At 69.4% G+C, this 26,261-nt stretch carries 24 protein-coding genes; 9 read left to right on the top strand and 15 right to left on the bottom strand.

What is annotated here, in order from left to right:
• The first annotated feature begins 76 nt into the window (after nt 1-76).
• Nucleotides 77-616, top strand: a complete 540-nt coding sequence (locus tag NGH83_RS08115; RefSeq protein WP_251855756.1) for a dihydrofolate reductase family protein — start codon at nt 77-79, stop codon at nt 614-616.
• A gap of 27 nt (nt 617-643) precedes the next feature.
• Here NGH83_RS08115 and NGH83_RS08120 read toward each other — a convergent pair whose 3' ends face one another.
• From NGH83_RS08120 to dut, 6 genes are all read right to left on the bottom strand, one after another.
• Nucleotides 644-1,510, bottom strand: coding sequence for a carboxylesterase (locus NGH83_RS08120; RefSeq protein ID WP_251855757.1), 867 nt, complete (start codon nt 1,508-1,510; stop codon nt 644-646).
• Nucleotides 1,511-1,603: 93 nt separating this feature from the next.
• Complete coding sequence (dxs, locus tag NGH83_RS08125) at nt 1,604-3,559, bottom strand: 1-deoxy-D-xylulose-5-phosphate synthase (protein WP_251855758.1); 1,956 nt, start codon at nt 3,557-3,559, stop codon at nt 1,604-1,606.
• A 140-nt stretch (nt 3,560-3,699) separates the two neighbouring features.
• Nucleotides 3,700-6,546, bottom strand: coding sequence for an aconitate hydratase (locus NGH83_RS08130; RefSeq protein WP_251855759.1), 2,847 nt, complete (start codon nt 6,544-6,546; stop codon nt 3,700-3,702).
• 142 nt (nt 6,547-6,688) lie between these two features.
• A complete protein-coding gene (locus tag NGH83_RS08135; RefSeq protein WP_251855760.1) occupies nt 6,689-7,474 on the bottom strand; it encodes a DUF3159 domain-containing protein in 786 nt (261 codons plus the stop codon).
• The gene (locus tag NGH83_RS08140; protein ID WP_251855761.1) at nt 7,467-8,099 is read right to left on the bottom strand and encodes a DUF3710 domain-containing protein; all 633 of its coding nucleotides are present in this window, start codon (nt 8,097-8,099) and stop codon (nt 7,467-7,469) included. Before NGH83_RS08140 ends, NGH83_RS08135 begins: the two co-directional genes overlap by 8 nt.
• The gene (dut, locus tag NGH83_RS08145; protein ID WP_251855762.1) at nt 8,096-8,569 is read right to left on the bottom strand and encodes a dUTP diphosphatase; all 474 of its coding nucleotides are present in this window, start codon (nt 8,567-8,569) and stop codon (nt 8,096-8,098) included. Before dut ends, NGH83_RS08140 begins: the two co-directional genes overlap by 4 nt.
• A 39-nt stretch (nt 8,570-8,608) precedes the next feature.
• Between dut and NGH83_RS08150 the strand changes: the two genes are divergently transcribed.
• Nucleotides 8,609-9,052, top strand: coding sequence for a DUF3093 domain-containing protein (locus tag NGH83_RS08150; RefSeq protein ID WP_251855763.1), 444 nt, complete (start codon nt 8,609-8,611; stop codon nt 9,050-9,052).
• A 179-nt stretch (nt 9,053-9,231) separates the two neighbouring features.
• Here NGH83_RS08150 and NGH83_RS08155 read toward each other — a convergent pair whose 3' ends face one another.
• Complete coding sequence (locus NGH83_RS08155; protein WP_251855764.1) at nt 9,232-9,525, bottom strand: DUF4193 domain-containing protein; 294 nt, start codon at nt 9,523-9,525, stop codon at nt 9,232-9,234.
• A gap of 211 nt (nt 9,526-9,736) precedes the next feature.
• On the opposite strand from NGH83_RS08155, the gene sepH reads away from it, so the two are divergent.
• On the top strand, nt 9,737-10,906 hold the full coding sequence (sepH, locus tag NGH83_RS08160; protein WP_251855765.1) for a septation protein SepH: 1,170 nt from the start codon (nt 9,737-9,739) through the stop codon (nt 10,904-10,906).
• A 63-nt stretch (nt 10,907-10,969) separates the two neighbouring features.
• Here the strand turns inward: sepH and NGH83_RS08165 are convergent, their stop codons facing one another.
• Nucleotides 10,970-12,112: an alkaline phosphatase family protein gene (locus NGH83_RS08165; RefSeq protein ID WP_371872636.1), complete on the bottom strand. Its 1,143-nt coding sequence runs from the start codon at nt 12,110-12,112 to the stop codon at nt 10,970-10,972.
• A 190-nt stretch (nt 12,113-12,302) separates the two neighbouring features.
• Here NGH83_RS08165 and NGH83_RS08170 point away from each other — a divergent pair, with 190 nt between their 5' ends.
• Nucleotides 12,303-14,756, top strand: coding sequence for a DNA topoisomerase (ATP-hydrolyzing) subunit A (locus tag NGH83_RS08170; protein ID WP_251855766.1), 2,454 nt, complete (start codon nt 12,303-12,305; stop codon nt 14,754-14,756).
• Nucleotides 14,757-14,763: 7 nt separating this feature from the next.
• Here NGH83_RS08170 and NGH83_RS08175 read toward each other — a convergent pair whose 3' ends face one another.
• Nucleotides 14,764-15,186, bottom strand: a complete 423-nt coding sequence (locus NGH83_RS08175; protein ID WP_251855767.1) for a VOC family protein — start codon at nt 15,184-15,186, stop codon at nt 14,764-14,766.
• A 147-nt stretch (nt 15,187-15,333) separates the two neighbouring features.
• A complete protein-coding gene (locus tag NGH83_RS08180) occupies nt 15,334-17,427 on the bottom strand; it encodes a type IIA DNA topoisomerase subunit B (protein ID WP_251855768.1) in 2,094 nt (697 codons plus the stop codon).
• Between the two features lie 208 nt (nt 17,428-17,635).
• Between NGH83_RS08180 and NGH83_RS08185 the strand changes: the two genes are divergently transcribed.
• The gene (locus tag NGH83_RS08185; RefSeq protein WP_251855769.1) at nt 17,636-17,860 is read left to right on the top strand and encodes a hypothetical protein; all 225 of its coding nucleotides are present in this window, start codon (nt 17,636-17,638) and stop codon (nt 17,858-17,860) included.
• A gap of 75 nt (nt 17,861-17,935) precedes the next feature.
• On the opposite strand, the gene NGH83_RS08190 is transcribed toward NGH83_RS08185, so the two are convergent.
• Nucleotides 17,936-18,421: a MarR family winged helix-turn-helix transcriptional regulator gene (locus NGH83_RS08190; RefSeq protein ID WP_251855770.1), complete on the bottom strand. Its 486-nt coding sequence runs from the start codon at nt 18,419-18,421 to the stop codon at nt 17,936-17,938.
• 189 nt (nt 18,422-18,610) lie between these two features.
• Between NGH83_RS08190 and NGH83_RS08195 the strand changes: the two genes are divergently transcribed.
• Both NGH83_RS08195 and NGH83_RS08200 read left to right on the top strand, forming a co-directional pair.
• Nucleotides 18,611-19,222 (top strand): CalY family protein, encoded by a 612-nt coding sequence (locus NGH83_RS08195; RefSeq protein ID WP_251855771.1) that lies wholly within the window; start codon nt 18,611-18,613, stop codon nt 19,220-19,222.
• A 40-nt stretch (nt 19,223-19,262) separates the two neighbouring features.
• On the top strand, nt 19,263-20,684 hold the full coding sequence (locus NGH83_RS08200; protein ID WP_251855772.1) for a LamG-like jellyroll fold domain-containing protein: 1,422 nt from the start codon (nt 19,263-19,265) through the stop codon (nt 20,682-20,684).
• Nucleotides 20,685-20,793: 109 nt separating this feature from the next.
• Here the strand turns inward: NGH83_RS08200 and NGH83_RS08205 are convergent, their stop codons facing one another.
• The 4 genes from NGH83_RS08205 to NGH83_RS08220 all read right to left on the bottom strand — a co-directional run bounded on the left by NGH83_RS08205 (nt 20,794) and on the right by NGH83_RS08220 (nt 24,739).
• Nucleotides 20,794-21,672: a hypothetical protein gene (locus NGH83_RS08205; RefSeq protein ID WP_251855773.1), complete on the bottom strand. Its 879-nt coding sequence runs from the start codon at nt 21,670-21,672 to the stop codon at nt 20,794-20,796.
• 51 nt (nt 21,673-21,723) lie between these two features.
• Nucleotides 21,724-22,302 carry a dienelactone hydrolase family protein gene (locus tag NGH83_RS08210; protein ID WP_251855774.1) on the bottom strand — a complete coding sequence of 193 codons (579 nt, stop codon included), beginning with the start codon at nt 22,300-22,302 and terminating at the stop codon, nt 21,724-21,726.
• Nucleotides 22,303-22,363: 61 nt separating this feature from the next.
• Nucleotides 22,364-23,794 (bottom strand): APC family permease, encoded by a 1,431-nt coding sequence (locus tag NGH83_RS08215; protein WP_251855775.1) that lies wholly within the window; start codon nt 23,792-23,794, stop codon nt 22,364-22,366.
• 129 nt (nt 23,795-23,923) lie between these two features.
• Entirely contained in the window at nt 23,924-24,739 is an 816-nt protein-coding gene (locus tag NGH83_RS08220) for a putative protein N(5)-glutamine methyltransferase (RefSeq protein WP_251855776.1), read from the bottom strand.
• Nucleotides 24,740-24,791: 52 nt separating this feature from the next.
• Between NGH83_RS08220 and NGH83_RS08225 the strand changes: the two genes are divergently transcribed.
• Complete coding sequence (locus NGH83_RS08225) at nt 24,792-25,511, top strand: ABC transporter ATP-binding protein (protein ID WP_251855777.1); 720 nt, start codon at nt 24,792-24,794, stop codon at nt 25,509-25,511.
• Nucleotides 25,508-26,242, top strand: a complete 735-nt coding sequence (locus NGH83_RS08230) for an ABC transporter permease (protein ID WP_251855778.1) — start codon at nt 25,508-25,510, stop codon at nt 26,240-26,242. Before NGH83_RS08225 ends, NGH83_RS08230 begins: the two co-directional genes overlap by 4 nt.
• Nucleotides 26,243-26,261 lie beyond the last annotated feature (19 nt).

Genomic DNA, 26,261 nt, shown 5'->3' on the forward strand with positions numbered 1-26,261 from the left:
TCCGTCGCGTGAACTGACACCTGCGTCTCTCGCAATACCGACCGCCGTGTCGGCGACTACGTCTAGAGTCGCCGGCATGGCGGTTCAGTATTACGTGGCGGCCTCCGTCGACGGGTTCATCGCGGCACCGGGCGACGATCTCGCCTGGCTCATGCAGTTCGGCATGGAGGAGTTCCAGGCCCACTACGACCGGTTCATCTCCGACGTCGGCGCCCTCGTCATGGGCTCGTCCACCTACGCGTTCATCCGGCGCGAAGGCGGCGACTGGCCGTACGCCGACACCCCGACCTGGGTGCTGACCTCACGCGTCCTCGAGCCGTTCGAGGGAGCCGATCTGCGCTTCGCCGAGGCCGACATCGTCGAGGTGGTCGGGGCGGCGCGTGACGCCGCCGGTGAGCGCAACGTGTGGATCGTCGGCGGCGGTGACGTCGCCGCCCAGGTGGCCGACGCCGGACTCCTCGACGAGTTGCACCTCACCCTCATGCCCGTCGTGCTCGGTCGCGGCACTGCGCTGCTGCCGGTCGGCGCGACGCTCGGCCCGCTTCAGCTGCTGCGGAGCACGACGTTCGACAGCGGGGCCGTCGAGCACGTGTACAGCCTGCACGCCGCGGGCTGAGCGCTCGGGGCGACTTCGCGGCAACCGTCAGCGAACGGGCGTCGCCGCGTAGGTCGTGACGAAGTCGAGAGCGGTGTCGGCGACCTCGCGCCATCCCGCATCGATGATGAGCGAGTGGCCGCGATCCGGCACCTCGACCAGCTCGGTCACCCCGCTGTTACGTGCCTGCAGCTTGTATGCGGCCTCGGCCATCGCGAGCGGCACGGTGTTGTCAGCGGTTCCGGCGAGGATCAGCAGCGGCCCGCGGTCGGGGTTCTTCGAGTCGACCTTGGTCTCTGCGAACGGGTTGAGATTCGCGGTCGCGGCCTGGAACAGCGGCACCCCGGACGCCGGCACGTGGTAGGTGTCGTACAGCCGCCGCGCCTCGATGTCGTCGAGGTTGTTCGCCCACCCGAACTTGTACTGGTCGTAGGTGAGGGCTACCGCACGCCCGATGTTCGCCGGGTTGCCGAGGATCGGCGCCGCCGACTTCAGCGCCGACACCGGGAGCGGGAGCACGCCCTGGAAGGGGGCGGGGTCGATGGCGACCGTCGCGACCGATACGCCCTGCCCGGCCAGCCGTTGGGCGATCAGCCCGCCGAACGAGTGGCCGACGATCGCGGGGCCGATGGTCAACGCTTCGATCGCCTCAAGGTAGTGGTCGGTCACCTGGCCGACCATCTTGTGCGCGAAGACATCGGGGTCGGCTTTGGCAGCGGCGACGCTGTCAGGGTCGTCGGGCCAGCCCGGCGCGATCGTCGTGTATCCGGCCGCCTCGAACAGGTCGCGCCAGGGCTGCCAGCTGCTCGCCAGCAGCCAGAGACCGTGCACGAACATGACGGGTCGAAGACCCGACTGGTTCGCCCGCTCGATCTCGGCCAGTTCCCATTCGGTGAGTGCGATGTCGGCCGCCATGGATCGCTCCTTCGTCGGAGAGTGCGGCCGGGGCCGCCGGTGCGCGGGACGTTACTCCCCGAAACGCGTCGGCCCTCAACGTCGAGGCGCGGGTCAGCGCTCTTCGCGCTCCGCGGCCCCGAGCGACCGTTCGTCGCGCTCCTCGTCGGGGAGCGGCCGGGCGATCGGGATCTTCGCGCCCAGCACCTGCGCGACCAGATCGCGGGCGATGTGCTGCGGGGTCAGGCCGACCTCCTCGAGGATCTCCTTGCGGGATGCATGGTCGAGGAACTCGTCGGGCAGACCGAGCTCGGTGAGTGCCGTGTCGACGCCCGCCGCTCGCATGTCCTGACGAATGCGCGTGCCGATGCCACCGACCCGGATGCCGTCCTCCAGCGTCACGACGATGCGGTGCTGCGCCGCCAGGTCGATGACGCTACGGGGAACCGGCACCACCCAGCGCGGGTCGATGACCGACGCGCCGATGCCCTGCGCGGCGAGGCGCTCGGCGACCTGCATGCCGAGCTCGGCGAAGGGCCCGACGGCGACGATCAGCACGTCGCGGTGCGGGGCTTCACGGAGCACGTCGACACCGTCGTCGGTGCGGCGGACCGCCTCGATCTCGGCGGATGCGGCGCCCTTCGGGAACCGGATCGCGGTGGGGCCGTCGTCGACGGCGACCGCCTCGGCGAGTTCCTCCCGCAGCCGCGTCGCGTCGCGGGGTGCGGCGAGCCGTATTCCGGGGACGACCTGCAGGATCGCGAGATCCCACATGCCGTGGTGGCTCGGCCCATCGGGTCCGGTGACGCCGGCGCGGTCGAGCACGAAGGTGACGCCGGCCTTGTGCAGGGCGACATCCATCAGCACCTGGTCGAAGGCGCGGTTCATGAACGTCGCGTACAGGGCGACGACCGGGTGGAGGCCGCCGAAGGCGAGCCCCGCGGCGGAGGCGACCGCGTGCTGCTCGGCGATGCCCACATCGATGACACGATCGGGGTGCAGGTCGGCGAGCTTCGACAGGCCGGTCGGACGCAGCATGGCGGCGGTCATCGCGATGACCTTCGGATCCTTCTCGGCGATGGTGACGAGTTCGTCCGCGAAGACCGAGGTCCACGACGGCGACGTGCTCGACTCGAGGGACTCCCCCGTCTCGGGATCGATCTGCCCCACCGCGTGGAACTGATCGGCGGCATCGCGGAGGGCGGGCTCGTAGCCACGGCCCTTCTCGGTGATGGCGTGCACGATGACGGGCAGCTCGTAGTTCTTCGCTTGGCGCAGCGCCTCTTCGAGCGCGGCGATGTCGTGCCCGTGGATGGGGCCGATGTACTTGATGTCGAGGTTCGAGTAAAGACCCTCGTTGCCGGCGAACCGGCTGAGGAAGCCGTGAAGGGCACCGCGGGTGGCGCGGTAGATCGCGCGCCCGGGACGTCCGAGCCGGTCGAAGAGTCGGCGGGACGACGCGTGCAGGTCGCGATACGCGCGTCGCGTGCGGACCTCGTTGAGGAAGCGCGCGAGGCCGCCGATGGTGGGCGCGTAGGAGCGACCGTTGTCGTTGACGATGATCACCAGGCGGCGGTCGTTGTCGTCGCTGATGTTGTTGAGCGCTTCCCAGGTCATGCCGCCGGTGAGCGCGCCGTCGCCGACGACCGCGACGACGTGCCGGTCGGTCTGCCCCGTTACGGAGAAGGCACGGGAGATGCCGTCCGCCCACGACAGCGAGCTGGAGGCATGCGAGGACTCGACGATGTCGTGCTCCGACTCCCGGCGCTGCGGGTACCCGGCGACTCCCCCGCGCTGGCGGAGGCCGCCGAAGTCCTGCCGGCCGGTGAGCAGCTTGTGCACGTATGTCTGGTGGCCGGTGTCGAACACCATCGCGTCGCGCGGCGAGTCGAAGACCCGGTGCATGGCGAGCGTCAGTTCGACGACGCCGAGGTTCGGGCCGAGATGCCCGCCCGTCTTGGCGACGTTCTCCACGAGGAAGGTGCGGATCTCGGCCGCGAGCTCGACCATCTGGTCCTTGCTCAGGGAGTCGAGGTCACGCGGCCCGCGGATGTTCTCGAGAATACCCATTCCCCGATCCTAAGTCGCCAACTCTGCACGTCCGGCCAACGCCGCCGGGACGGACCCTGGATGCACGAGAACGCACGTTCCGGCGGAAAGTGCCAGCCGGAACGTGCGTCTGTGCCCGCAATATCTGATCTCGCGGTGTTCTAGAGGAGGGAGCGGAGGACGTACTGGAGGATGCCGCCGTTGCGGTAGTAGTCGGCTTCTCCGGGGGTGTCGATGCGCACGACCGCATCGAACTCGACCGGCTGCTTGCCCTCGGGCGAGTGCTCGGTCGGCGTGGCGGTGACGTGCACCGTCTTCGGGGTCGAACCCTCATTGAGCGCCTCGACGCCGGTGATCGAGATCACCTCGGTGCCGTCGAACCCGAGCGAGGCGATGTTCTCGCCCGCCGGGAACTGCAGCGGCAGCACTCCCATGCCGATGAGGTTCGAGCGGTGGATGCGCTCGAAGCTCTCGGTGATGACCGCTTTCACGCCGAGCAGCGACGTGCCCTTCGCCGCCCAGTCGCGCGACGATCCCGATCCGTACTCCTTGCCGCCGAGCACGACGAGCGGGGTGCCCTGCTCGGCGTAGTTCTGCGCGGCGTCGTAGATGAACGACTGCGGGGCGTCGGCCTGCGTGAAGTCGCGGGTGTACCCGCCCTCGACGCCGTCGAGCAGCTGGTTCTTCAGACGGATGTTCGCGAACGTTCCGCGGATCATCACCTCGTGGTTGCCGCGACGTGAGCCGTAGGAGTTGTAGTCCTTGCGGTCGACGCCGTGCGAGTCGAGGTACTGCGCGGCGGGGGTGCCGGGCTTGATGGAGCCCGCGGGGCTGATGTGGTCGGTGGTGACCGAGTCGCCGAGCTTCGCGAGCACGCGGGCGCCGGTGATGTCGCTGACCTTCGACGGCTGCAGCTCCATGCCGTCGAAGTACGGGGGCTTGCGCACATAGGTCGACTGGGCGTCCCACTCGAAGGTCGCGCCGGTCGGCGTCGGGAGCGAACGCCAGCGCTCGTCGCCGTCGAAGACACCGGCGTACTTGTCGGTGAACATGTCGGTCGAGATCGAGTTGTCGATCGTCTCCTGCACCTCGGCCGCGTCGGGCCAGATGTCCTTCAGGTAGACCGGCGCACCGTCGGTGCCGGTGCCGAGCGCGTCGTTGTCGAAGTCGAAGTTCATCGACCCCGCCAGGGCGTAGGCGATGACGAGCGGCGGGCTCGCCAGGTAGTTCATCTTAACGTCGGGGTTGATGCGGCCCTCGAAGTTGCGGTTGCCCGAGAGGACCGCGGTGACGGCGAGGTCGTTGTCCTGCACGGCCTGCGAGATCTCGTCGGGCAGCGGACCCGAGTTGCCGATGCAGGTGGTGCAGCCGTAGCCGACGAGGTAGAAGCCGAGGTCTTCGAGGTACCCGGTGAGGCCGGCCTTCTCGTAGTAGTCGGTGACGACCTTCGATCCGGGCGCGAGGGTGGTCTTCACCCACGGCTTGGCCTTGAGGCCCTTCTTGCTCGCGTTGCGGGCGAGGAGGCCCGCCGCGAGCATGACGGACGGGTTCGACGTGTTGGTGCACGAGGTGATCGCGGCGATCGCGACGGCGCCGTGGTCGATGGTGAACTCTCCGGCCTCGGTGGCGACCTTCGTGGGCTTCGACGCGGTCGATGGCGCGGCGCTCGAGTGTGCGGCGACGTCGTGCTGGTGGCTGATGTCGTCGTCGGCCGACTGGTGAGCCGAGTTCTCGTCCTGCGGGGTGAAGCCGATCGGGTCGGACGCCGGGAAGGTGCCCTCGACGGCGGCGTCGACCTGCGAGCGGTGCTCGGGGCTGGCGTAGTCGGCGAGGTCGGTCTCGAACTGGTTCTTCGCCACCGACAGCTCGATGCGGTCCTGCGGGCGACGCGGGCCGGCGATCGAGGGTACGACGGTGCCGAGGTCGAGCTCGAGGTATTCGCTGAAGACGGGCTCGCGCGACGGGTCGTGCCAGAGCGTCTGCTCCTTGGCGTACGCCTCGACGAGGGCGACGTTCTGCTCGTCGCGGCCGGTGAAGCGCAGGTAGTCGAGGGTCACGTCGTCGATGGGGAACATCGCGGCCGTCGAGCCGAACTCGGGGCTCATGTTGCCGATGGTCGCGCGGTTCGCGAGCGGCACCTGCGCGACGCCCTCGCCGTAGAACTCGACGAACTTGCCGACGACGCCGTGGCGGCGCAGCATCTGCGTGATGGTGAGCACGACGTCGGTCGCGGTGACGCCGGTCGGGATCGACCCGGTCAGCTTGAAGCCGACGACCTTGGGGATCAGCATCGACACGGGCTGGCCGAGCATCGCAGCCTCGGCCTCGATGCCGCCGACGCCCCAGCCGAGCACGCCGAGGCCGTTGACCATCGTGGTGTGCGAGTCGGTGCCGACGCAGGTGTCGGGGTAGGCCTGCAGGTTGCCACCGACTTCACGCGTCATGGTGACGCGGGCGAGGTACTCGATGTTGACCTGGTGCACGATGCCGGTTCCCGGCGGCACGACCTTGAAGTCGTCGAACGCGGTCTGGCCCCAGCGGAGGAACTGGTAGCGCTCACCGTTGCGCTCGTACTCGATCTCGACGTTGCGCTCGAACGCGTCGGCCTGACCGAAGAGGTCGGCGATGACGGAGTGGTCGATGACGAGCTCGGCGGGCGCGAGCGGGTTGATCTTCGTCGGGTCGCCGCCGAGGGCGCCCACCGCCTCGCGCATGGTGGCGAGGTCGACGATGCACGGCACGCCGGTGAAGTCCTGCATCACCACGCGCGCGGGGGTGAACTGGATCTCGGTGTCGGGCTCGGCCTCGGGCACCCAGCTGCCGAGGGCGCGGATGTGCGCGTCGGTGATGTTCGCGCCGTCCTCGGTGCGGAGGAGGTTCTCGAGCAGGACCTTGAGGCTGAAGGGCAGCTTCTCGTAGCCCGGGACCTTGTCGACCCGGAAGATCTCGTAGTCGGTCGACCCGACCGTCAGAGTGTCCTTCGCTCCGAAGCTGTTGACCGCTGCCACTTCGCTCTCCTCACCCTCAGCCCCTCGACTCGGGGCGTCGCTACCGCAATTCTTCTCGCTCGGAGGCGCCCATCACCAGGAAGGCAAGCCTTACCCGCGGGGTCCCACCGGGAGATATCTCGACGTCGAGATAGTTGCGATACTACTCCAGGCCGCTGGGGTCCCGATCCGTCCGCGTCGGCGCGAAGGTGGCGCGGGCGATCAGCCACGAGAGCACGAGCAACGGCGCGAAGAGCGGCAGGCCCATCGCGAGCTTCAGAGTGCCGAGCAGTTCGACCTGCCCCGAGAGGTAGAGGGGAAGCTGCACGGCGAGGCGGGTGAGGAACAGGGCGACCCAGATGAGGGTCAGCAGCTGCATCGCCCGGAACTTGCGGCGATCGCGGCGCCACGCGGTGCCCTCGCCGAACAGGTACCCGACGGCCAGACCGATGAGGGGCCAGCCGACGAGCACCGAGACGAGCAGGCCTCCGCCGTAGGCCGCGTTGGTGATGAGTCCGAGCACGAAGTTGTCCTCGGCGCGCCCGGTGAAGAGCGCGAGCCCCGCCGACGCGACCGCACCGAGCAGGCCGCCGAGCGCCTGCGTGATCGGCGAGCGCTGGAGGAGTCGGACGATGGCGAATACGACCGCCGATCCCACGGAGACTCCGAGCGCCAACGGCAGGTTCGGCGTGATGCTGTAGATCACGACGAAGAGCAGGCCGGGCACGAGGGTCTCGGCGATGCCCCTGATGCCTCCGACGGCGGCGAGCAGCCCCCGACCGGTGACGGCTCCCCCGTCGGCGACCTGGCCGAACCCGGCACGACGCGCGGCTTCGGCGAGGCTCTCGCGGAAGGTCTCGGGGACCGCGTCGGTCTCATCCCGCTGGACCGCGGGGTCGACGGGGTCGCGGCGGTCGCGTGTCGGCTGACCGTCTTGCTGCTCAGACACCGCTGACCGGCGCTCCGATCTGCGGACCCGCGGGGCCGCCTCCCGACGGCACGTGCAGCGGGATGAGGTCGCGTGGCGGCATGGGGGTTCCCCCGCGGACGACGACGACGCTGCGGAAGAGGTCCTCGACCGCGGCGGCGGCCTCGGGGTTCACGGCACCCTCGCCGGCGATCACTCCGCGGAGGAACCAGCGGGGTCCGTCGACGCCGATGAAGCGCGCGATCCGCGTCGTCTGCGGCTGGCCGGGGCCCGCCGAGACCGGGATGGTGGCGACGAGCTCGGGGCCGAACGGGCCGTCGGCCTCACGGGTCTGCCCGCCCTGCTTCTGGATCTGCTCGACGATCTGCGCGCGGATCTCGTGCCAGAGTCCGCTCGATCGCGGCGCCGCGAACGGCTGCACCTGCAGCGTCGACCCGGCGTAGTCGAGACCGACGGCGACGACGCGCTTCGTCGCCTCCTCGACCTCGAGGCGCAGGTGCAGGCCCTCGCGGGGAACGATCTTCACCCCGCCGAGGTCGACGTACGGGCGCACCGCATTCGCCTCCGACACGTCGAGCGGCCCGTTGATCTCGCGATCCTCGGGCGCCGACTTCGGCTGCAGTTCCTCGAATTCCTCGTCGCTCACGACGCGTCTCCTTCCGCGACGGCGGCGACGACTCGCGCCGCGTACCCCGTCGATCCGAAACCCTGTTCCCCGCGCTCCGAGCCCGGCAACGTCTCGACCGGCAGGAACTCGACCGGCACCACAGGGGTGACGAAGAGCTGCGCGATCCGGTCGCCTGCGGCGATGCGGTAGCTCTCGCGCGGGTCGGTGTTGAGCAGGTTGACCTTGATCTCACCGCGGTAGCCCGCGTCGACGAGTCCGGGCGCGTTCACGATGGTGATGCCGTGCTTCGCGGCGAGGCCGCTGCGCGGCAGCACGAGCGCCGCGTAGCCGTCGGGCAGCGCGATGCGCAGACCGGTGCCGACGAGCTGCCGCTCACCGGGCTCGAGCACGACGTCCTCGGCCGAGATGAGATCGGCGCCGCCGTCGCCGGGATGGGCATACCTGGGTGCGTCTGCACCCGCGGTGAGAACTTGTACGGTCTCTGGCACGTGTCGAGGTTAGTGCAGGGACCTGATCGAATAGACCACATGACCTACACGGAACGGCTCACCCCGTCGGCGGGCGTATTCCTCGCCTGGGCGCTCCTCATCCCCGGCGGACTGCTCGTCTTCCTGCCCGTCTCGATCTGGACCGCCATCGCCGCTGCGATCGTCTTCTACGCCTCCGCCTGCGCGGCTCTGCTGCTGCTCGCGCCGCGGGTGAGCGTCGAGGATGGGGAGTTCCGCGCGGGTCGCGCCCATATCCCGGTGTCGGTCATCGCGGGGGCGAGCGCGCACCGCGGCGCCGACGCGACCGCCGAGCGCGGACCCCGACTCGACGCCCGCGCCTACCTCTGCATCCGCGGGTGGATCGACCCGGTCGTCCGGGTGGAACTCGCCGACCCGACGGACCCGACCCCCTACTGGATCGTCTCGACGAGGCACCCCGAGGACCTCATCGCAGCCCTCGACGCCGCCCGCACCCCCGCCTGACTCGCCCACTCCACCCCGTGTTGCGGCCGTCGGACAGGGTGAAGTGGGCGACTCATCGCCGAGGTGCCCAAATCTGTCGGTGTTAGGGCCTTCGGACCCGCAGAACTGGGCACCTCGCGTTAACGAGCGAAGGCTGAAGACCCATAAGGTCTTCAGCCTTCAGATCGCGTTCGCTGCGGTCAGGCAGCGCACTCCAGGCAGATCGGTCCGAGCTTGTCCTCGTGGTCGAGCTGCGAGCGGTGCTTCACCAGGAAGCACGACACGCACGTGAACTCGTCGGCCTGCGGAGGCAGCACGACGACGTCCATCTCGACGTCGGAGAGGTCGGCACCGGGGAGATCGAAGCTGCCGGGGTTGTCGGCGTCTTCGACGTCGACCTGTCCGGACATCTTGTCCGGAACCCGCTCCTTCAGCGCCTCGATCGACTCCGAGTCGTCGTCGGTCTTGCGGGGCGCGTCGTAATCGGTCGCCATTCCCATCCGTTTCTGTGTTCAGCGCCGTCTCCGGCACTATCAGCGCCTCAATCGGCGGCGACAGTTTGCACGATCGCCTCCCGAACCGCAAACCCGCGCCGTGGGGCCCTGCGACACCCCGAAGAACTTCCGGCACGCCCGCGCTATTCCCCGGATACGGAGGCACCCGGTGGCATCCTGATCTGACCCGGAAACCGAGGAGACACGCGGCATGCACACTCTGAGAGCCGTCGCCATCGACGGCGGCGGCGTCGTCGCCACCGATTCAGACGGGCGCCAGTTCCACGTCGAGATCGACGATGGTCTTCGTTCACGTCTACGCGACACCGCCGCGCCCGTCGGCGGATCGCGCAAACTGTCGCCGCGCGAGATCCAGTCGCACATCCGCGCGGGCATGTCGGCCGACGAGGTCGCCCAGATCACCGGCGCCCCCATCGACTACATCCAGCGCTACGAAGGTCCCGTCCTCGCCGAGCGCGAGTACGTCGTCGAGTCCGCGCTCGGCGTCCCCGTCATGAGCCTCGCCGACTCCGACCCCGAAGCGCCGGTGCCGACCTTCGGCGGCGTCATCGGCGAACGTCTCAGCCAACTCTCGGCTCGCGGCTCGCAGTGGGCGAGCTGGAAGGAGCAGGGCGGCGGCTGGATCCTCCGTCTCTCCTTCACCGCGGACACCATCGATCACGACGCGCGGTGGCGCTTCGATCCCAAGAAGCTCACCCTGTCGCCGCTCAACGGCGAGGCGGTGGCGCTGTCTCAGCAGGGCGAGATCGGTTCGACGCTGATGCCGCGTCTTCGAGCGGTGCCGTTCGAGACGGTCGACCCCGACACCTCGCGCTTCGATTCCGCAGCGTTCCAGTTGCCGGCGGAGTTCGCACCGGAGCCCGCTCCTGTCGCCGCTCCGGCCGAGCCGGTGCACCACCAGGAGCCCATCGCCTACGGACGCGGACGCGTCATCGAGCCGCGCACCGGTGCGGTGTCGGTCGTCGAGGACAAGTCGGGTCAGCAGTTGGGTGAGACCGCCGACCTGCTCGAGGCGCTGCGCCGCCGCCGCGGCGAGCGCGAAGCCGCGGCGTTCGAGGCGGCCTCGTTCGACACCGGCGCATTCGACGCTCCTCCCGCCGAGGAGCCGAAGAAGGAGACCACCGCGGCGATCCGCGTGCTCGAGCGTCGCAGCAAGCGCGACGACGCCACCGCCTCCGCTCCGGCTCCCGCCCCCGCACCCGCGCCGAAGGCGGCCGCCGCGACGAAGTCGTCGAGGGGATCCGATCGACCTCAGCAGACAGCCGAGCTCCCCCAGCAGCGCTCATCGCGCCGCGGCCGCACCTCGATGCCGACGTGGGACGAGATCGTGTTCGGCGCGCGCCCCGACGACGAGTCCTGACGCCTCTCCCGACGCTGCCGCGCTCGCGCGGGACTCAGGCGCGGTCGATCAGGACTGGGTTGATCAGGACTGCGCGGCGCCGAAGCGCAGCAGCGGAACCTCGCGCTCGCGGGCGGTGAACGACCCGTGCTGGCCGATCATCTGCCGCGACGCCGCCGTCGCGACACGCGAGTCGTAGTACGCGATCGGCGCGCGAGCCCCGACCAGGATGTCGCCGATGCGCGGCAGGACCTCGATGTCGACTTCGCCGAACACCCCCGCTGCGACCGCCTCGTCGCGGGTGAGGATCCATGCCCTCTCGCCCTCCGCGTCGCGCCATCGCTCCACGAGCGCGGCTCTCGCGGCACCGGGGAGGTCTGGTTCGAGGTAGAGCGAGAGTAGACGCGGGTCGCCGCCGACGTGCCGCACCCCGTCGACGAGATCCGGACGCTCGTCGATCAGCACGTGCGAGGACTCGGCGACGTCGAGCACTCCGTGATCGGCGGTGAGAAGCAGGGCGACGTCCGGCGGCAGCGAGCGCACGGTGTCGGACACGGCTGCCTCGAGGGCCTCGAGCGCGGCGATCCAGCGATCGGACGAGGTGCCCGCGGCGTGCGCGGCCATGTCGAGTTCGGGCACGTACAGATAGCTGAGCGACGCCTCCCGCGCGCCGACGACGTCGAGCGCCGCCTCGAAGCGGCCGGCGATGTCGTCGGCGGCGAGGTACTCGGCTCCGCGCAGCGCCGCGGAGGTGAAACCGGAGCTGCGGTACCGGCTCTGCCCGATCGCGTAGCTGCGGATGTCGGATTCGCGCTCGAAGACCGTCGGGACCCGTTGCCAGGTCGCCGGGTCGACGGCTCCGCTCCCCCACCCGCTCAGCTGATTCACCACGCGATCGCTCGACGGGTCGAGCACCGCGTAGCCGACGACGCCGTGCTGGCCGGGAGAGGTGCCCGTCGTGAGCGAGGTGATCGCCGCGGCGGTCGTCGTGGGCCCACCGGTGCGGGCGGTCGAGAACCTGCCGAGCGCCGCGGCGAGGGTGCGGGCGTGGCCGCTGCGCTCCCGGAGGTTGGCGGTGCCGAGACCGTCGACGAGTGCGACGACCACCGACCGCACCGGTCGCAGTCGGAGAGGATTGCCGTCGCCGCGCATCGCAGCGACGCAACTCGGCAGAACCGCGGCCAGATGAGGGCCATCGGCGAGGCCGGTGGGTACCATGATGGGCATCGGGGTCAGTCTTGCACAGCGCCCCAGGTAGGCGACCGTGCCCCTGCGCGGCCCGCAGACCGGCGCGGCGACCGCCGCGCAAGACGGAGCCGCGCATGAGACGACCGGGCTCCTCCCGCAGACCAGGAAGACCCGTCAGAGCCGTGCCCCACCTCGACCAGCAGACCGACCGCCGCCCTGAGGGCGCGCGATGACCGCCGCAGCCGACGGCTCGGGCGGCATCGTCGAGCGCATCCAGGACGTCGACGTCTCGACCGAGATGCAGGGGTCGTTCCTCGAGTACGCGTACTCCGTCATCTACTCCCGCGCGTTGCCCGACGCCCGCGACGGCCTGAAGCCGGTGCAGCGGCGCATCCTCTACCAGATGGCCGAGATGGGACTGCGTCCCGATCGCGGACACGTGAAGTCGGCGCGCGTCGTCGGCGAGGTCATGGGCAAGCTCCACCCACATGGCGACTCCGCGATCTACGACGCCCTCGTCCGTCTCGCGCAGCCCTTCACCATGCGCCTGCCGCTCGTCGACGGTCACGGCAACTTCGGCTCCCTCGACGACGGGCCCGCCGCCTCCCGCTACACCGAGGCGCGACTCGCCCCCGCGGCGATGGCGATGGTCGAGAACCTCGACGAGGACGTCGTCGACTTCGTCCCCAACTACGACAACCAGCTGACCCAGCCCGAGGTCCTTCCCGCCGCGTTCCCGAACCTGCTCGTGAACGGTGCCAGCGGCATCGCGGTCGGCATGGCGACGAACATGGCTCCGCACAACCTCATCGAGGTCGTCGCGGGCGCCCGACACCTCATCGAGAACCCCGACGCGACGCTCGACGAGATCATGCGATTCATCCCCGGCCCCGACCTCCCGACCGGCGGCACGATCTCGGGGCTCGACGGCATCCGCGACGCCTACGCGACGGGACGCGGCACGTTCCGCACCCGTGCGCGCGTCACGATCGAGGCGATCACCCCGCGCAAGCAGGGGCTCATCGTCACCGAACTCCCCTACCTCGTCGGCCCCGAACGGGTCATCGAGAAGATCAAGGACGGGGTGCAGGCCAAGAAGATCCAAGGCATCTCCGACGTCAACGACCTCACGGACCGCAAGCACGGGCTGCGCCTCGTGATCGGCATCAAGACAGGCTTCAGCCCCGAAGCGGTGCTCGAACAGCTGTACCGCCTCACTCCCCTCGAGGAGTCGATGGGGATCAACAACGTCGCCCTGGTCGACGGCGGCCCGCGCACCCTGGGCCTCATCGAGCTGCTCCAGGTCTACATCTCGCACCGCATCGAGGTCGTCACGCGGCGCACGCGCTACCGCCTCGACCGCCGGCGCGAACGACTGCACCTCGTCGAGGGTCTGCTCGTCGCGATCCTCGACATCGACGAGGTCATCCAGGTCATCCGCAGCAGCGACGACTCCGAGGCCGCGCGGACACGGCTGGTGCAGGTCTTCGACCTCTCGCAGGTCCAGGCCGAGTACATCCTCGAACTGCGTCTACGCCGCCTCACCCGCTTCTCGCGGATCGAGCTCGAGACCGAGCGCGACGAGCTGCGTGCCGAAATCGCCTACCTCGAGGAGCTCCTCGGCAGCGATCAGAAGCTGCGGGAGCTCGTGTCCGACGAGCTCGACGCGACCGCCGAGAAGTACGGCACGCCCCGTCGCACGCTCCTCACCGAGGCGCCCGCCTCCGCCGCCGGCAGTGCCCGCGGCAAGAAGGCGGCCGTGTCGCTCGAGATCGCCGACGTCCCGGGCATCGTGCTGCTGTCGACGACGGGGCGGGCGGTCCGCGTCGACCTGCCCGACGGCGGTTCGCTCGAACGTCCCGCGCGCCGCAGCAAGCACGACGCCATCCTGTCGCAGATCGCAGGATCGAGCCGCGGTGAGCTCGGCGCCGTGACCTCGACGGGACGCGTCGTCCGCTTCACCCCGGTCGACCTCCCGTCGGTTCCATCGAACTCGGTGCAGCTCGCGGCCGGTGCGAAGATCGCCGACTACCTCGGACTGCCGAAGAACGAGCGGGTGCTCGCCCTCGTCTCGCTCACCAGCGACGAGCCGATCGCGCTCGGCACGAAGACCGGAGTGGTGAAGCGGGTCAGCACCGGCGCCTACCCGAACAAGCCCGATTTCGAGGTCATCGCCCTGAAGAAGGGCGACGAGGTCGTCGGCGCCGTGCAGACGCCCGATGAGGCCGAGCTCGTCTTCGTGAGCAGCGACGCCCAGCTCCTGCACTACGCCGCCGCGCTCGTGCGACCGCAGGGCGTGTCCGCCGGAGGCATGGCCGGCATCAACCTGTCGGCCGACGCGACCGCCATCTTCTTCGGAGCCGTCGCGAAGCCCGAGCACGCGGTGGTCGCGACCATCTCGACCTCGTCGGCGGCGCTGCCCGGAACCGACAACGGGCGCGCCAAGGTCTCGCTCTTCGTCGACTTCCCGGCGAAGGGGCGCGCGACCGGCGGCGTTCGCTCGCACTCGTTCCTCAAGGGCGAGGATGCGCTGGCGCTGGCGTGGGTCGGCACCGACCCGGCTTACGCCCTCGGCTCCGACGGCGCGGTGCGCTCGCTGCCCGACCCGGGTGCGCGTCGCGACGCGTCCGGCGTCGCTCTCGACGCCGCGGTGGCATCGATCGGCTCCCCCGTCGCGAGCTGAGACGCGGTCAGGCGGTCTGGCCGCCGCCCGCGATGTTGACGAGCCACTGGATGCCGTAGCGGTCGGTGAGCATGCCGAAGCTGTCGCCCCACGGCGCCTTCTGCAGCTCCTGCGACACCTCGGCGCCCTCCGACAGCCCCGACCAGAAGCGGGTCAGCTCGGCCTCGTCGTCTCCGCTCAGCGATGCGCTCACCTGGTGTCCCGGATGGAACTCCATGCCGGTCGGCACGTCGGCGCCCATCAAAGTCAGTCCGCCGGGAGTCGTCAGCTGCGAGTGCATGATCAGGTCCTCCTCGCCGGGCTCCGTCGGCATCTGGAACTCGCGGAAGGTGTTGCCGATCAGTTCCCCACCGAAGACCGACCGGTAGAACTCCATCGCCTCCTTCGCCTGTCCACGGAAGTTGAAGTACGGGTTCAGGAGCGTCGGCATGGCGTCCACCTTCATCGTCGAGAGGAGAATGTGGACAGCGTATAGCCGACGACGGCGCCTGTCACCGCCCGCCCAGGATCAACCTGGCGAGGCGTTGCTACGCGTCGCCTGTTCTTCCGCCGCTACGCGTCGCCTCTTCTTCCGCCGCTACGCGTCGATGCGCTCCCGGTCGAGGCGAGTGGAGCCGTCGATGATGAACTCCTTGCGGGGCGCGACCTCGTTGCCCATGAGCAGCTCGAACACCTTCTCGGCGGCGGCCGCATCGTCGACCTTCACGCGGCGAAGCATCCGGTGCTGCCGATCCATGGTCGTCGACGCGAGCTGGTCGGCGTCCATCTCTCCGAGGCCCTTGTAGCGCTGGATCGGATCCTGGTAACGCTTCTTCTGCTTCTCGAGCGACGCCAGCAGGCCCTGCAGCTCCTTCTCGGAGTAGGTGTAGAGCACGTCGTTCGGCTTGCTTCCCGGGTTCATGACGACCACCCGGTGCAGAGGCGGCACCGCGGCGAACACCCGGCCCTCTTCCACCAGCGGGCGCATGTATCGGAAGAACAGGGTCAGCAGCAGGGTGCGGATGTGCGCGCCATCGACGTCGGCGTCGCTCATCAGGATGATCTTGCCGTAGCGGGCCATCTCGAGATCGAACGAGCGACCCGATCCCGCACCGACCACCTGGATGATCGACGCGCATTCGGCGTTGCTCAGCATGTCACTGATCGATGCCTTCTGAACGTTGAGGATCTTGCCGCGGATGGGCAGCAGTGCCTGGTACTCGCTGTCACGCGCGAGCTTCGCAGTGCCGAGCGCCGAGTCGCCCTCGACGATGAACAGCTCGCTCTGCGCCACGTCGTTGCTGCGGCAGTCGACGAGCTTCGTGGGCAGCGACGAGGACTCGAGGGCGTTCTTGCGGCGCTGCGTCTCCTTGTGGGCACGCGCGGAGATCCGCGCCTTCATCTCGGCGACCACCTTGTCGAGTAGAAGCGCCGACTGCGCCTTATCCTCGCGCTTGGTCGAGGCGAAGCGTTCGGTCAGGGCCTTCGACAGCACGTTGGTGACGATGCCGCGCACCGCCGGGGTGCCGAGCACCTCCTTCGTCTGGCCCTCGAACTGCGGTTCGGGCAGCCGCACCGTGAGCACCGCGGTGAGCCCCGCGAGCACGTCGTCCTTGTCGAGCTTGTCGTTGCCGACTTTCAGCCGGCGGGCGTTGGCCTCGACCTGGGCCCGCAGCACCTTGAGCAGACCCGCCTCGAAGCCTGCCTGGTGGCTGCCGCCCTTGGGTGTGGCGATGATGTTGACGAAGCTGCGCACCGTGGTGTCGTACCCGGTGCCCCATCGCAGCGCGATGTCGACCTCGCATTCGCGTTCGACCTCGGTCGGCACCATGTGACCGTTCTCCTGCAGCACGGGCACCGTCTCGGTGAACCCGCCCCGGCCCGTCACACGCCAGGTCTCGATGACCGCTTCGTCGGGGGCGAGGAAGTCGGCGAACTCGGAGATGCCGCCCTCGTAGTGGAAGTCCTCCTCGACGACCTCGGCGCCACGCTCGTCGCGGATCGAGATGCGCAGCCCCGGCACCAGGAAGGCCGTCTGCCGAGCCCGCGCGACGAGGTCGCCGGTCGAGAACGTCGCCTCGGGCGAGAAGATCTGCCGGTCGGCCCAGTAGCGCACCCGTGTGCCGGTGACCCCCTTCGCGACCTTCCCGATGACGGTGAGCTCGCTGCCCGACACGAACGGACTGAAGGCCGATGACGGGCTCTTCTGCGCCGTCGCGCCTGCGCCGTCGGCGAAGGTGCCCGGCTCGCCGCGGTGGAACGACATGGCGTAGGTCTTGCCGCCGCGGTCCACCTCGACGTCGAGGCGCTCGGAGAGCGCGTTGACGACGGAGGCGCCGACGCCGTGGAGCCCTCCGGACGCGGCGTACGACCCGCTGCCGAACTTGCCGCCGGCATGAAGCTTCGTGAAGACCACCTCGACGCCGGTGAGACCGGTCTTCGGCTCGATGTCGACGGGGATGCCGCGGGCGCGGTCGCGGACCTCGACGCTGCCGTCGGAGTGGAGGATGACCTCGATCGCGGTGCCGTGCCCCGCGAGTGCTTCATCGACCGAGTTGTCGATGATCTCCCAGAGACAGTGCATCAACCCGCGCGAGTCGGTGCTGCCGATGTACATGCCGGGGCGCTTGCGCACCGCTTCGAGCCCCTCGAGAACGGAGAGGTGTCTGGCGGAGTAGTCCTGTGCTGCCACCTCGTCAGGGTAATCGCCGCCTCCGACCTCGCCGGCGCTCCACGCCGGGGCTCGGCCGGCTCGAGGCGATGAGCGCCCCGGAATTCGAACGTGTAACGATCCGCTACGCGCACAGCGAAACGGCGACACACTGGGCGAACACGGAACAAAGGCGTGCTTTCATTGTTCAACTCAAGTGACGGACTTTACTAGCGACGAGGAGCCGCACATGTCGAACACCGCAACAGACGCGCTGGACGCTCCCGCCTACGAGCTGACGGCGCTCGACCGCTGCGACAGCTGTGGCGCCCAGGCCTACATCCGAGTGGAGCTCGGCAGCGGAGAGCTGCTGTTCTGCGCCCACCACGGCAAGAAGTACCAGGACAAGCTCGAGGGCGTCGCCCGCAGCTGGCACGACGAGTCGAGCAAGCTGCTCGAGGACACGCGCTCCTGATCTTCCGAACGAACGAAGAAAGGCCCACCGGTTCGCCGGTGGGCCTTTCTCGTCGCTGAGAGGTGGACGTCCGAGTCACACCGCCTTGTCGAAGGACTGCGCGAGTTCGTGGAAGAACTCGGCGATGACCTTGAGGTCCTTCGCGGACTTCGACTTCGCGGCGGCGACGACGAGCTCTTCGTACTCGACGTAGTTGCCTTCGATACTGCGCTTGCCCGTGTCGGTCAGCGCGATGAGGGTGCTACGACGGTCGGACGGGTTGGCTCGACGCTCGATGGCGCCATTCGCCTCGAGTCGGTCGAGCAGGGCGGTGACCGCGCCCGTCGACAGGTCGAGGTGGGCCGCGAGGGCCTTCGGCGTCAAGACGCCGCCCGCCTCGAGGACGTAGGACATCGCCTGCATCTCGGTCATGCCGACTCCGAGGCCGGCGGCGAAGCGGCGACGCAGAGCATCGACGGCGCGCACGAACTCGGCGGACGCCACCAAAGCGGCGTTGTATGGCGAGTCGGGGTCGAACCCACCCGCAGGTGCGGTGGACTGGGTCTCATCAGAGGTGCTCATCGTCTTCTTCCGTCGTAGTGACCCTACAACAAAGTAGTCAGATGACAAAGAAACTGGAGCGTCAAACTTCTTGATCATCGAATAGTTTGACAATCAAGTTTCTTGGTCATAGTGTTTCTTGCGTGCCGAGGTAATCGGCGCCGACCGGGCTCATGGGGGGAACGGTCGAAAGATCTTTGGAGCCCTTTCGTGTCGACCACTCGCGCCATCCGCACGTCCCGCATCATCAAGTGGGCGGCCATCCCGGCCGCGCTGCTCCTCTCCGGAGCGACCATCGCCCAGGCCTCGTACTCGGCCTTCTCCGCCACCACGTCGAACACCGGCAACAGCTGGACCGCCGGCACCGTCGCACTCGCCGACGACGACTCGAGCACCGCGCTCTTCACCACCGCGAACGCCTCGAACCTGAAGCCCGGCTCGACCGGGGTCAAGTGCATCGCGGTCAGCTCGTCGGGCACGCTGCCCGCCGCCGTCAAGCTGTACGGCACCAACGCGGCGACGACCAACGCACTGAGCTCGAGCATCAACCTCAGCATCGTGCAGGGCACCGGAGGCGGCTTCGGCTCCTGCAGCGGCTTCGCGCCTCTCGCGTCGGGCTCGTCGCTGTTCAGCGGAACCCTCGCGAACTTCGCGACCACCTACACCGGCTACTCCAACGGTCTCGGCAACTGGGCGCCCACCGGCGCCGCGACCGAGACCCGCACCTACCAGATCACCTACACGGTCGACGCGGCCGCACCCAACACCACTCAGGGCGGCACCGCGGCTCTCGGCTTCACCTGGGAGAGCCAGAACAGCTGAGTTCACGAGTAGACGACGACGGAGGAAGGGGGATCTCCTGATGGCAACGCTCGAACGCACGCGGGACTCCCGTCCCCGTCGCGCCGCCACCGTGGCGACGGCACTGGTCGCCGGCACCGCCCGCGCCGCACTGCTGTCGATGGCCGCTCTGCTGCTCTGGGCCGCGGTTCCCGCGGCCTGGGGGTGGACGCCGACGACGATCCAGAGCGATTCGATGGCGCCCGCGATCCGCACCGGCGACGTGATCGTCTCGATGCCGCTCGGTGCGGACGAGGTGGTTCCGGGGCTCGACCTCCTGGTGCACGATCCCGACCACCCCGACCGGCTGCGGTTCCACCGCTTCGTCAGCTACGGCGACGACGGCCGGCTCACCCTCAAAGGCGACGCCAACGCCGAACCCGACTCCTCGACGGTCGCCCCGACCGACGTGGTCGGGGTGGGAGTCCTGAGGGTCCCCTACATCGGGCTGCCCATCGTCTGGATCCGCGACGGCCAGGTCGTCCCGCTCGCCGTCACCGGCGCGATCGTGCTCGCCCTGCTCGGTCTCGCCCGACTCGGCCGGTCCTCGGACAGTGAAGGGCCCCGAACCCCGCGCCCGTCCGCGCGGCGCCGCCCCCGCCGTCCGGCTTTCGGGCGCGGTCTCGTCGGCGCCGTCACCGCGGCCTCCGCCATCGCGGTCGTCGTCGCGGCGGTCACCGTCACCGCTCCGCCCGCCAGCGCCGCGTTCGCCTCGGCCTCCCCGAACCCCTCGTCGACGCTCGGTGCCGCCGCGACTTACGACTGCCTCACCGCTACGGCTCCCGACTCGCCGTTCCTCTCCTACCGCTTCCCCGAGACGACCGGAACGACCGCGGCGGATTCCTCCGGCAACGGCCGCACCGGCACCCTGAACGGCGGGATCAGCAGGGTCGCCGGCGGGTGCGTCGGCGGCAGCTCGCCCTATGTCACCCTCGACGGAATCAACGACTTCGTCTCGACCCCGACGCTGGTCACGGCCCCCAACACGTTCTCCGTGGAGATGTGGTTCCAGACGACGACCGCGCGCGGTGGCCGCCTCATCGGCTTCGGCAACTCGCAGACGGGAACGTCGACCAACACCGACCGGCACATCTACATGACGAACGCGGGCAAGCTCAGCTTCGGAGTCGCCCCCGGCGGTACCCGCACCGTCATCGCATCCCCGATCTCGTACAACGACGGCGCCTGGCACCACGTCGTCGCCACGCTGCAGTCGTCGGGCGGCATGTCGCTGTACGTCGACGGCACCCGCGTCGCCCAGAACACCTCGGTCACGACCGCGCGGTCGGCGTCGGGCTACTGGCGGATGGGCAACGACATCCTGACGAACTGGACCGGCGCGCCGACCAGCACGTTCTTCGCCGGCTCCGTTGACGGCGCTGCGGTCTACACCACCGCTCTCACTCAGACGCAGATCTCGGCCCACTACACCGCGGGCCGCTGACCCGACACCTCGCACCACGCCTCCGGCGCCGATCCGACTCCGCACCCGTGAGCCGGATCGGTGCCGTTCATCGGCCGTATGCTCGCGACGACCGTCCTCTAGGAACGCGTCAGCGCAGCGCGAGCGCCTCGACCCAGCGCCGCAGCAGCTCGGCACCGGCCTCGTCGTGGATCCGGCTTCCCATTACCTCGACGGGGTACGGCCGCTCGAGGATGCCGTCGCTCGGGCGCACATCGACATGGGCGACGTCGAACCCCGCACCGTGCAGGTGGTCGGCCATCAGATAGTCGCTGCGCGAGTCGCCGACCGTCCTCCACCGACGCGGCAGCTCGCCGCGCGTCGCGAAGTAGGCGAGCGCGCGCTGCGCACCCCGATCCTTGTCGAGGGCGACCGACTCGATGTCGGTCGAAATGATCGTCGGGTCGAACCGGAACGGCACCTCGCCGTTGGCGTCGGGGCGCTCCTCGGCACCGTTGCGGATGCCGAGACCGTGCACGGCGATGATCTCGAACGCGTCGGCGTCGAACCGCCGCTGCGCGTCCCGATACCGTTCGCGGTCGACATCGGTGCGCTGCTCGACCGAGATCATGGCGCGCTTGGTCTCGTCGAAGAACATCGTGTCCTCGTACCGGCGGTTCACGAGATCGCGGATCTCGGCGATCACCTCGACCGGGAAGACGACCGACTCATCGACCGTGACGGCCGCCAACCCGTCGGCGCCGATCTCGGCCCACACTCCGCCCTTCTCGAACACCCCGAACATGCCGGCCCCGCCCTCCGCGAGCGCCGGCGCGAGACCGGCGGCGAGCAGGGGTTCGACTACCTGAGTGGCGATGAACGCGTCGGACCGGCCGGTGATGAAGGCGATCGGAACTCCACCGCGGGCGAGGGTGACGAGATCGTCGAGGATGCCCGGGATCGCGACCGTCCGTGACTCGGGGCTGGCGATGGGTCCGTCGACGTCGAAGAGCAGTCCGAGTTCAGGCACTCCCCCATCTTCGCCTACCGGCCGGGGCGCGGAGCGCCATGTCGTCAGCCCTCAGAGACGCGCGAGGAATTGGGCCGCGCGGGTCTCGGCCAGCGCGGTCGACTCGGCGTCGTATTCATTCGGCAGGGTCGGGTCGGTGAACAGGTGCCCCGCACCCGGATATTCGAACAGCTCGACCGCGGCACCCGCCTCCTGCGCCTCGACGGCGAAGCGTTCGGTCCAGGGTCCGTCGCGGTAGGGGTCGTTCTCGGTGAGGTGGATCTGCACCGCCGTCGCGCCCGGCCAGGCTTCGAGACCGAACGCCTCGAGCGGAAGGGCGCCCGCGAAGAGAATGCTGCCCGCGACGGTGCGCTGCGTCGCCACCCATTGCGCCATGCCCGCACCGTTCGAGAACCCCGCGGTGACGAACCCGTCGGGCAGGTCGGCCGTGGCGGTGACAGCTTTGTCCATCAACACCGGGAAGGTGATCTCGTCGACGAACGCGCTCGCCTCCTCGTAGTCGTCGAAGACGCGGCCGTCGTACTGGTCGACGACCAGCACATCGTGCCCGTCCCGCCTCCATCGGTCTGCCATGTCGGTGACACCGCGGCGCACCCCGAGGACGGAGTGGAACAGGGCGATCGTGGTCATCGGCGACTCTCCATTCTTCGACGGACCCCTCCGTCGATCCGGCTTGGCATGATGCGTCGCCTCAACGCAGATCCTTGTCGAGGTTCTCCTCGTCGACGGCGGAGCTCCGCGAGTATCCGCGCACGCGGCGGTCGACGTAGGTGACGACCCAGAGGAGGACGCCGAGGACGAGCAGGATGCCGGCGATCGAGTACTGCTCGATGTCGCGTCCCGACGTCCAGGGCAGGACCAGGTAGGCGCAGGCGATCGCTCCGACGATGGGCAGCGCCGTCGGCGTGCGGAAGTGCGAATGCTCGACGGGTTGGCGGCGGAGCACGAGCACGGCGACGTTCACGACGGCGAAGACGGCGAGCAGCAGCAGCGAGGTGGTGCCGCCGAGGAGCACCGCGATCGGGTTGTCGGGGTCGATGGACACGAACGAAGTGAGGCCGAGCGCGATGACGGTCGTGAACAGGATCGCCGCCCACGGGGTCCGCCGTCCCGGCAGCACCTTCGACAGGAAGGGCGGGAGCACGCCCTGCTTGCTCATGCCGTAGAGCAGGCGGCTCGCCATCATCATGTTGATCAGCGCGCTGTTGGCGACGGCGAAGAGCGAGATGAACGGGATCAGCGAGCTGATCGGGAAGTCCGGCGCCGCCGTCTCGACCACGGTGACGAGAGGCGTGTCGTTGCCGGCGAGCTCACCCACCGGGACGACGGCGACCGCGACGATCGAGACGAGCACGTACACCACCGCGGTGATGCCGAGACCCGTCAGCATGATGCGCGGGAAGATGCGGTTCGGCTCCTTCGTCTCCTCCGCCATGTTCACCGAGTCCTCGAAGCCGACCATCGCGAAGAAGGCGAGCGAGGTCGCGGCGCTGACGGCGAGGAACAGGTTCTTGCCATCGGGGGTCTCGAACGCGACGACCCGCGAGAAGTCGGCCTGGCCGCCGAAGATCGCGAAGAAGCTGATGAAGACGACCAGCAGCAGGCCCGAGAGCTCGATGAGGGTCAGCACGACGTTGAGGCCGACGCTCTCGGCGACGCCGCGGAGGTTGACGGCCGCGATCAGCAGCATGAACGCGAGGGCGATGAACAAGGCGGTGCCCGCCGATTCGCCGAGGCCGAATCCGATCGCGAAGTTGCTCGCGAATGCGCCGGCCGCCGCCGACGCCGAGGTGATGCCCGACGACATGACGGTGAAGCAGACGAGGAAGGTGAGGAAGTGGATGCCGAACGCCTTGTGCGCGTACAGGGCGGCCCCCGCTGCTTGCGGGAACTTGGTGACCAGTTCGAGGTAGCTGCATGCGGTGACGAGCGCGACGAGGAAGGCGACGATGAACGGCAGCCATGCCGCACCGCCCACTTCCGCGGCGACCTGTCCGGTGAGCGCGTAGATGCCGGTGCCGAGGATGTCGCCGATGATGAACAGCAGCAGCAGCTTGGGCCCCATCACCCGCTTGAGTTCGGGCCCGTCGGTGTCGACGGTCCTCTTATCGGTCAGCGCCATGCTCGGATCCCTTCTGCACCGGTGCAGAGCAGCCCCGATTCCGCCTCGGTCGGGTGAATCCTCAGTCTTCTCCGAACCGGCTGGGAGCCACCGGAGAGAATTCGATGCACGGCGCGTCCGACCGGCTGGTCAGCGCAGACGCCCGAGTACCGCCGTGCCGTCGATCTCATCGTCGGAGACCACCTGCGCATCGAAGCCCGACGCCGTGAAGACGGCGAGCGTTGCGGCGGCCTGGCGCCTGCTCGTCTCGATGAGGAGGTGTCCACCGGGCCGCAGCCACTCGGGAGCTTCGGCGGCGATCCGTCGGTGCAATCCCAGCCCGTCGACTCCGCCGTCGAGCGCGACGCCGGGCTCGTGTTCGCGGGCTTCGAGCGGCATCATGCCGATCTCACCGCTCGGCACGTACGGCGCGTTCGCGACGACGAGACGGACGGTGCCCCTCAATCGCGGAGGCAGGGGCGCGAAAAGGTCGCCCTGGAACACGGCCGCTTCCGGTCCGAGGTTGCGGCGAGCGGGGATCAGCACGGCCGGATCGATGTCCGCCGCGGAGACGCCGATGCCGGGCACCCGGCGCTCGAGCGCCGCGCTCACCGCGGCCACCCCGCAGCAGAGCTCGACCAGCTCGTCGCCCGCCGCGAGCAACGGTGCGGCGGAGTCGACGAGGATCTCGCTGCGACGGCGCGGCACGAAGACGCGCGGCGCGACCGCCAGCCGCAGCCCCGCGAACTCCACCCACCCGACGATCTGCTCGAGCGGCTCGCCCTCGATCCGACGCCGGGTCATGGCCTCGAGCTGCGCGGCGTCCGCCGCCTCGGCGATCAGCAGTTGCGCCTCCTCCTCGGCGAAGACGCAGCCCGCAGCGCGCAGGCGCTCGACGATCCGCGCGAAGAGGGGGTGGGCGTCCGGATGCGACGCGCTATCGGCCTGCGGCGCGGTCTCGGACATGCGGCGATCCTAGGCGTTGACAGCGGCTCCGCCGCGGCCCTTGAATGCAGCCGTGGACAACGCCCCCGCAGTACGCGTCACCGACCTCGTCGTCCGCCGTCGACGCACGCAGATCCTGCACGGTCTCTCGTTCGAGCTCCCCCACGGGGCGCTCGTCGGCTTGCTCGGCCCGAGCGGATCGGGCAAGACGACCCTCATGCGCGCCCTCGTCGGTGTGCAGAAGATCTCCTCCGGCAGCGTGAGCGTACTCGGCGAGCCGGCGGGCAGCGTGCCCCTGCGCTCGAGCGTCGGGTACGTCACCCAGCAGGCGAGCGTCTACGCCGACCTCACCGTCGAGCAGAACCTGCGCTACTTCGCCTCCATCCTCCGCGTCGGCCGCGACCGGGTCGTCGAGACCCTTGAATCGGTGGACCTCACGGCGCACCGTTCGAGCCTCGTCTCCACCCTGAGCGGCGGCCAACGCGGACGCGTCTCACTCGCCGCCGCACTGCTCGGCACACCGCAGCTCCTCGTGCTCGACGAGCCGACGACCGGGCTCGACCCGGTCCTGCGGGCGAGCCTGTGGGACCTCTTCGCGGACATCACCGCGCGGGGCACGACGCTGATCGTCAGCTCGCACGCGATGGACGAGGCCGACCACTGCTCCCGGTTGCTGCTCCTGCGAGACGGGGCGCTGATCGCCGACGACTCCCCCGCCGGCCTGCTGCGCTCGACCGGTGCGCGCGACACCGAGGGCGCGTTCCTCGCACTCGTGCGCGAGGCCCGCTCGTGAGCCCGCGCCTGACCCTCGCCACGGCGGTGCGGATCCTGCGGCAGATCGCGCACGACCCGCGCACCATCGCGCTGCTCCTCGTCGTGCCGAGCCTGCTGGTCGGGCTGATGGCGTGGATCTTCGAGGAGACGCCGGTGTTCCAGCAGGTGGGGCCCGCCGTGCTCGGGCTCTTCCCGTTCATCGTCATGTTCCTCGTCACCAGCATCACGACGCTCCGCGAGCGGCGGGAGGGCACGCTCGAGCGGCTGCTCACCATGCCGATCGGCAAGGGCGACATCATCGGCGGCTACACGATCGCATTCGGCCTGCTCGCCGTCGCCCAGTCGCTCGTCGCCGTCGGCTACGCGGTGTGGGTCTGCGGGCTGGAGGTGGCGGGCGACCCGTGGCTGCTCGTCCTCGTCGCCGTCGTGGACTCGCTGCTCGGCACCACCCTGGGCCTCTTCGCGAGCGCGTTCGCCGCCACCGAGTTCCAAGTGGTGCAGTTCATGCCCGCCCTCGTCTTCCCTCAGGTCCTGCTCGGCGGCATCATCGTCCCCCGTGAGGACATGCCCGACGTGCTGCACGCGATCTCGGACTGGTTGCCGCTGTCCCACGCGATCGACGCCCTCGATCTGGTGTCCACTGAAGCCGACGCGACCGGGGACGTCCTGCGGGAGCTCGCGATCGTGGCGGCGTTCGCCGTCGTCGCGGTGGTGCTCGCCGCAGTGACCCTGCGCCGCAGGACCGCCTGAACGACGGGCACCCTCCCGC

Origin of the sequence: Herbiconiux sp. L3-i23, from assembly GCF_023734115.1 — a bacterium.
In the GTDB taxonomy this organism is placed as follows: Bacteria; Actinomycetota; Actinomycetes; order Actinomycetales; family Microbacteriaceae; genus Naasia.

Coding starts and splice junctions, on each gene's coding strand:
- sepH (WP_251855765.1), top strand. CDS start 9,737: ATGCACACTCTGAGAGCCGTCGCCATCGACGGCGGCGGCGTCGTCGCC.
- NGH83_RS08150 (WP_251855763.1), top strand. CDS start 8,609: ATGACCTACACGGAACGGCTCACCCCGTCGGCGGGCGTATTCCTCGCC.
- NGH83_RS08120 (WP_251855757.1), bottom strand. CDS start 1,510: ATGGCGGCCGACATCGCACTCACCGAATGGGAACTGGCCGAGATCGAG.
- NGH83_RS08175 (WP_251855767.1), bottom strand. CDS start 15,186: ATGCCGACGCTCCTGAACCCGTACTTCAACTTCCGTGGACAGGCGAAG.
- NGH83_RS08165 (WP_371872636.1), bottom strand. CDS start 12,112: ATGCCCATCATGGTACCCACCGGCCTCGCCGATGGCCCTCATCTGGCC.
- NGH83_RS08185 (WP_251855769.1), top strand. CDS start 17,636: ATGTCGAACACCGCAACAGACGCGCTGGACGCTCCCGCCTACGAGCTG.
- NGH83_RS08190 (WP_251855770.1), bottom strand. CDS start 18,421: ATGAGCACCTCTGATGAGACCCAGTCCACCGCACCTGCGGGTGGGTTC.
- NGH83_RS08200 (WP_251855772.1), top strand. CDS start 19,263: ATGGCAACGCTCGAACGCACGCGGGACTCCCGTCCCCGTCGCGCCGCC.
- dxs (WP_251855758.1), bottom strand. CDS start 3,559: ATGGGTATTCTCGAGAACATCCGCGGGCCGCGTGACCTCGACTCCCTG.
- NGH83_RS08115 (WP_251855756.1), top strand. CDS start 77: ATGGCGGTTCAGTATTACGTGGCGGCCTCCGTCGACGGGTTCATCGCG.
- NGH83_RS08155 (WP_251855764.1), bottom strand. CDS start 9,525: ATGGCGACCGATTACGACGCGCCCCGCAAGACCGACGACGACTCGGAG.
- NGH83_RS08220 (WP_251855776.1), bottom strand. CDS start 24,739: ATGTCCGAGACCGCGCCGCAGGCCGATAGCGCGTCGCATCCGGACGCC.
- NGH83_RS08210 (WP_251855774.1), bottom strand. CDS start 22,302: ATGACCACGATCGCCCTGTTCCACTCCGTCCTCGGGGTGCGCCGCGGT.
- NGH83_RS08170 (WP_251855766.1), top strand. CDS start 12,303: ATGACCGCCGCAGCCGACGGCTCGGGCGGCATCGTCGAGCGCATCCAG.
- NGH83_RS08215 (WP_251855775.1), bottom strand. CDS start 23,794: ATGGCGCTGACCGATAAGAGGACCGTCGACACCGACGGGCCCGAACTC.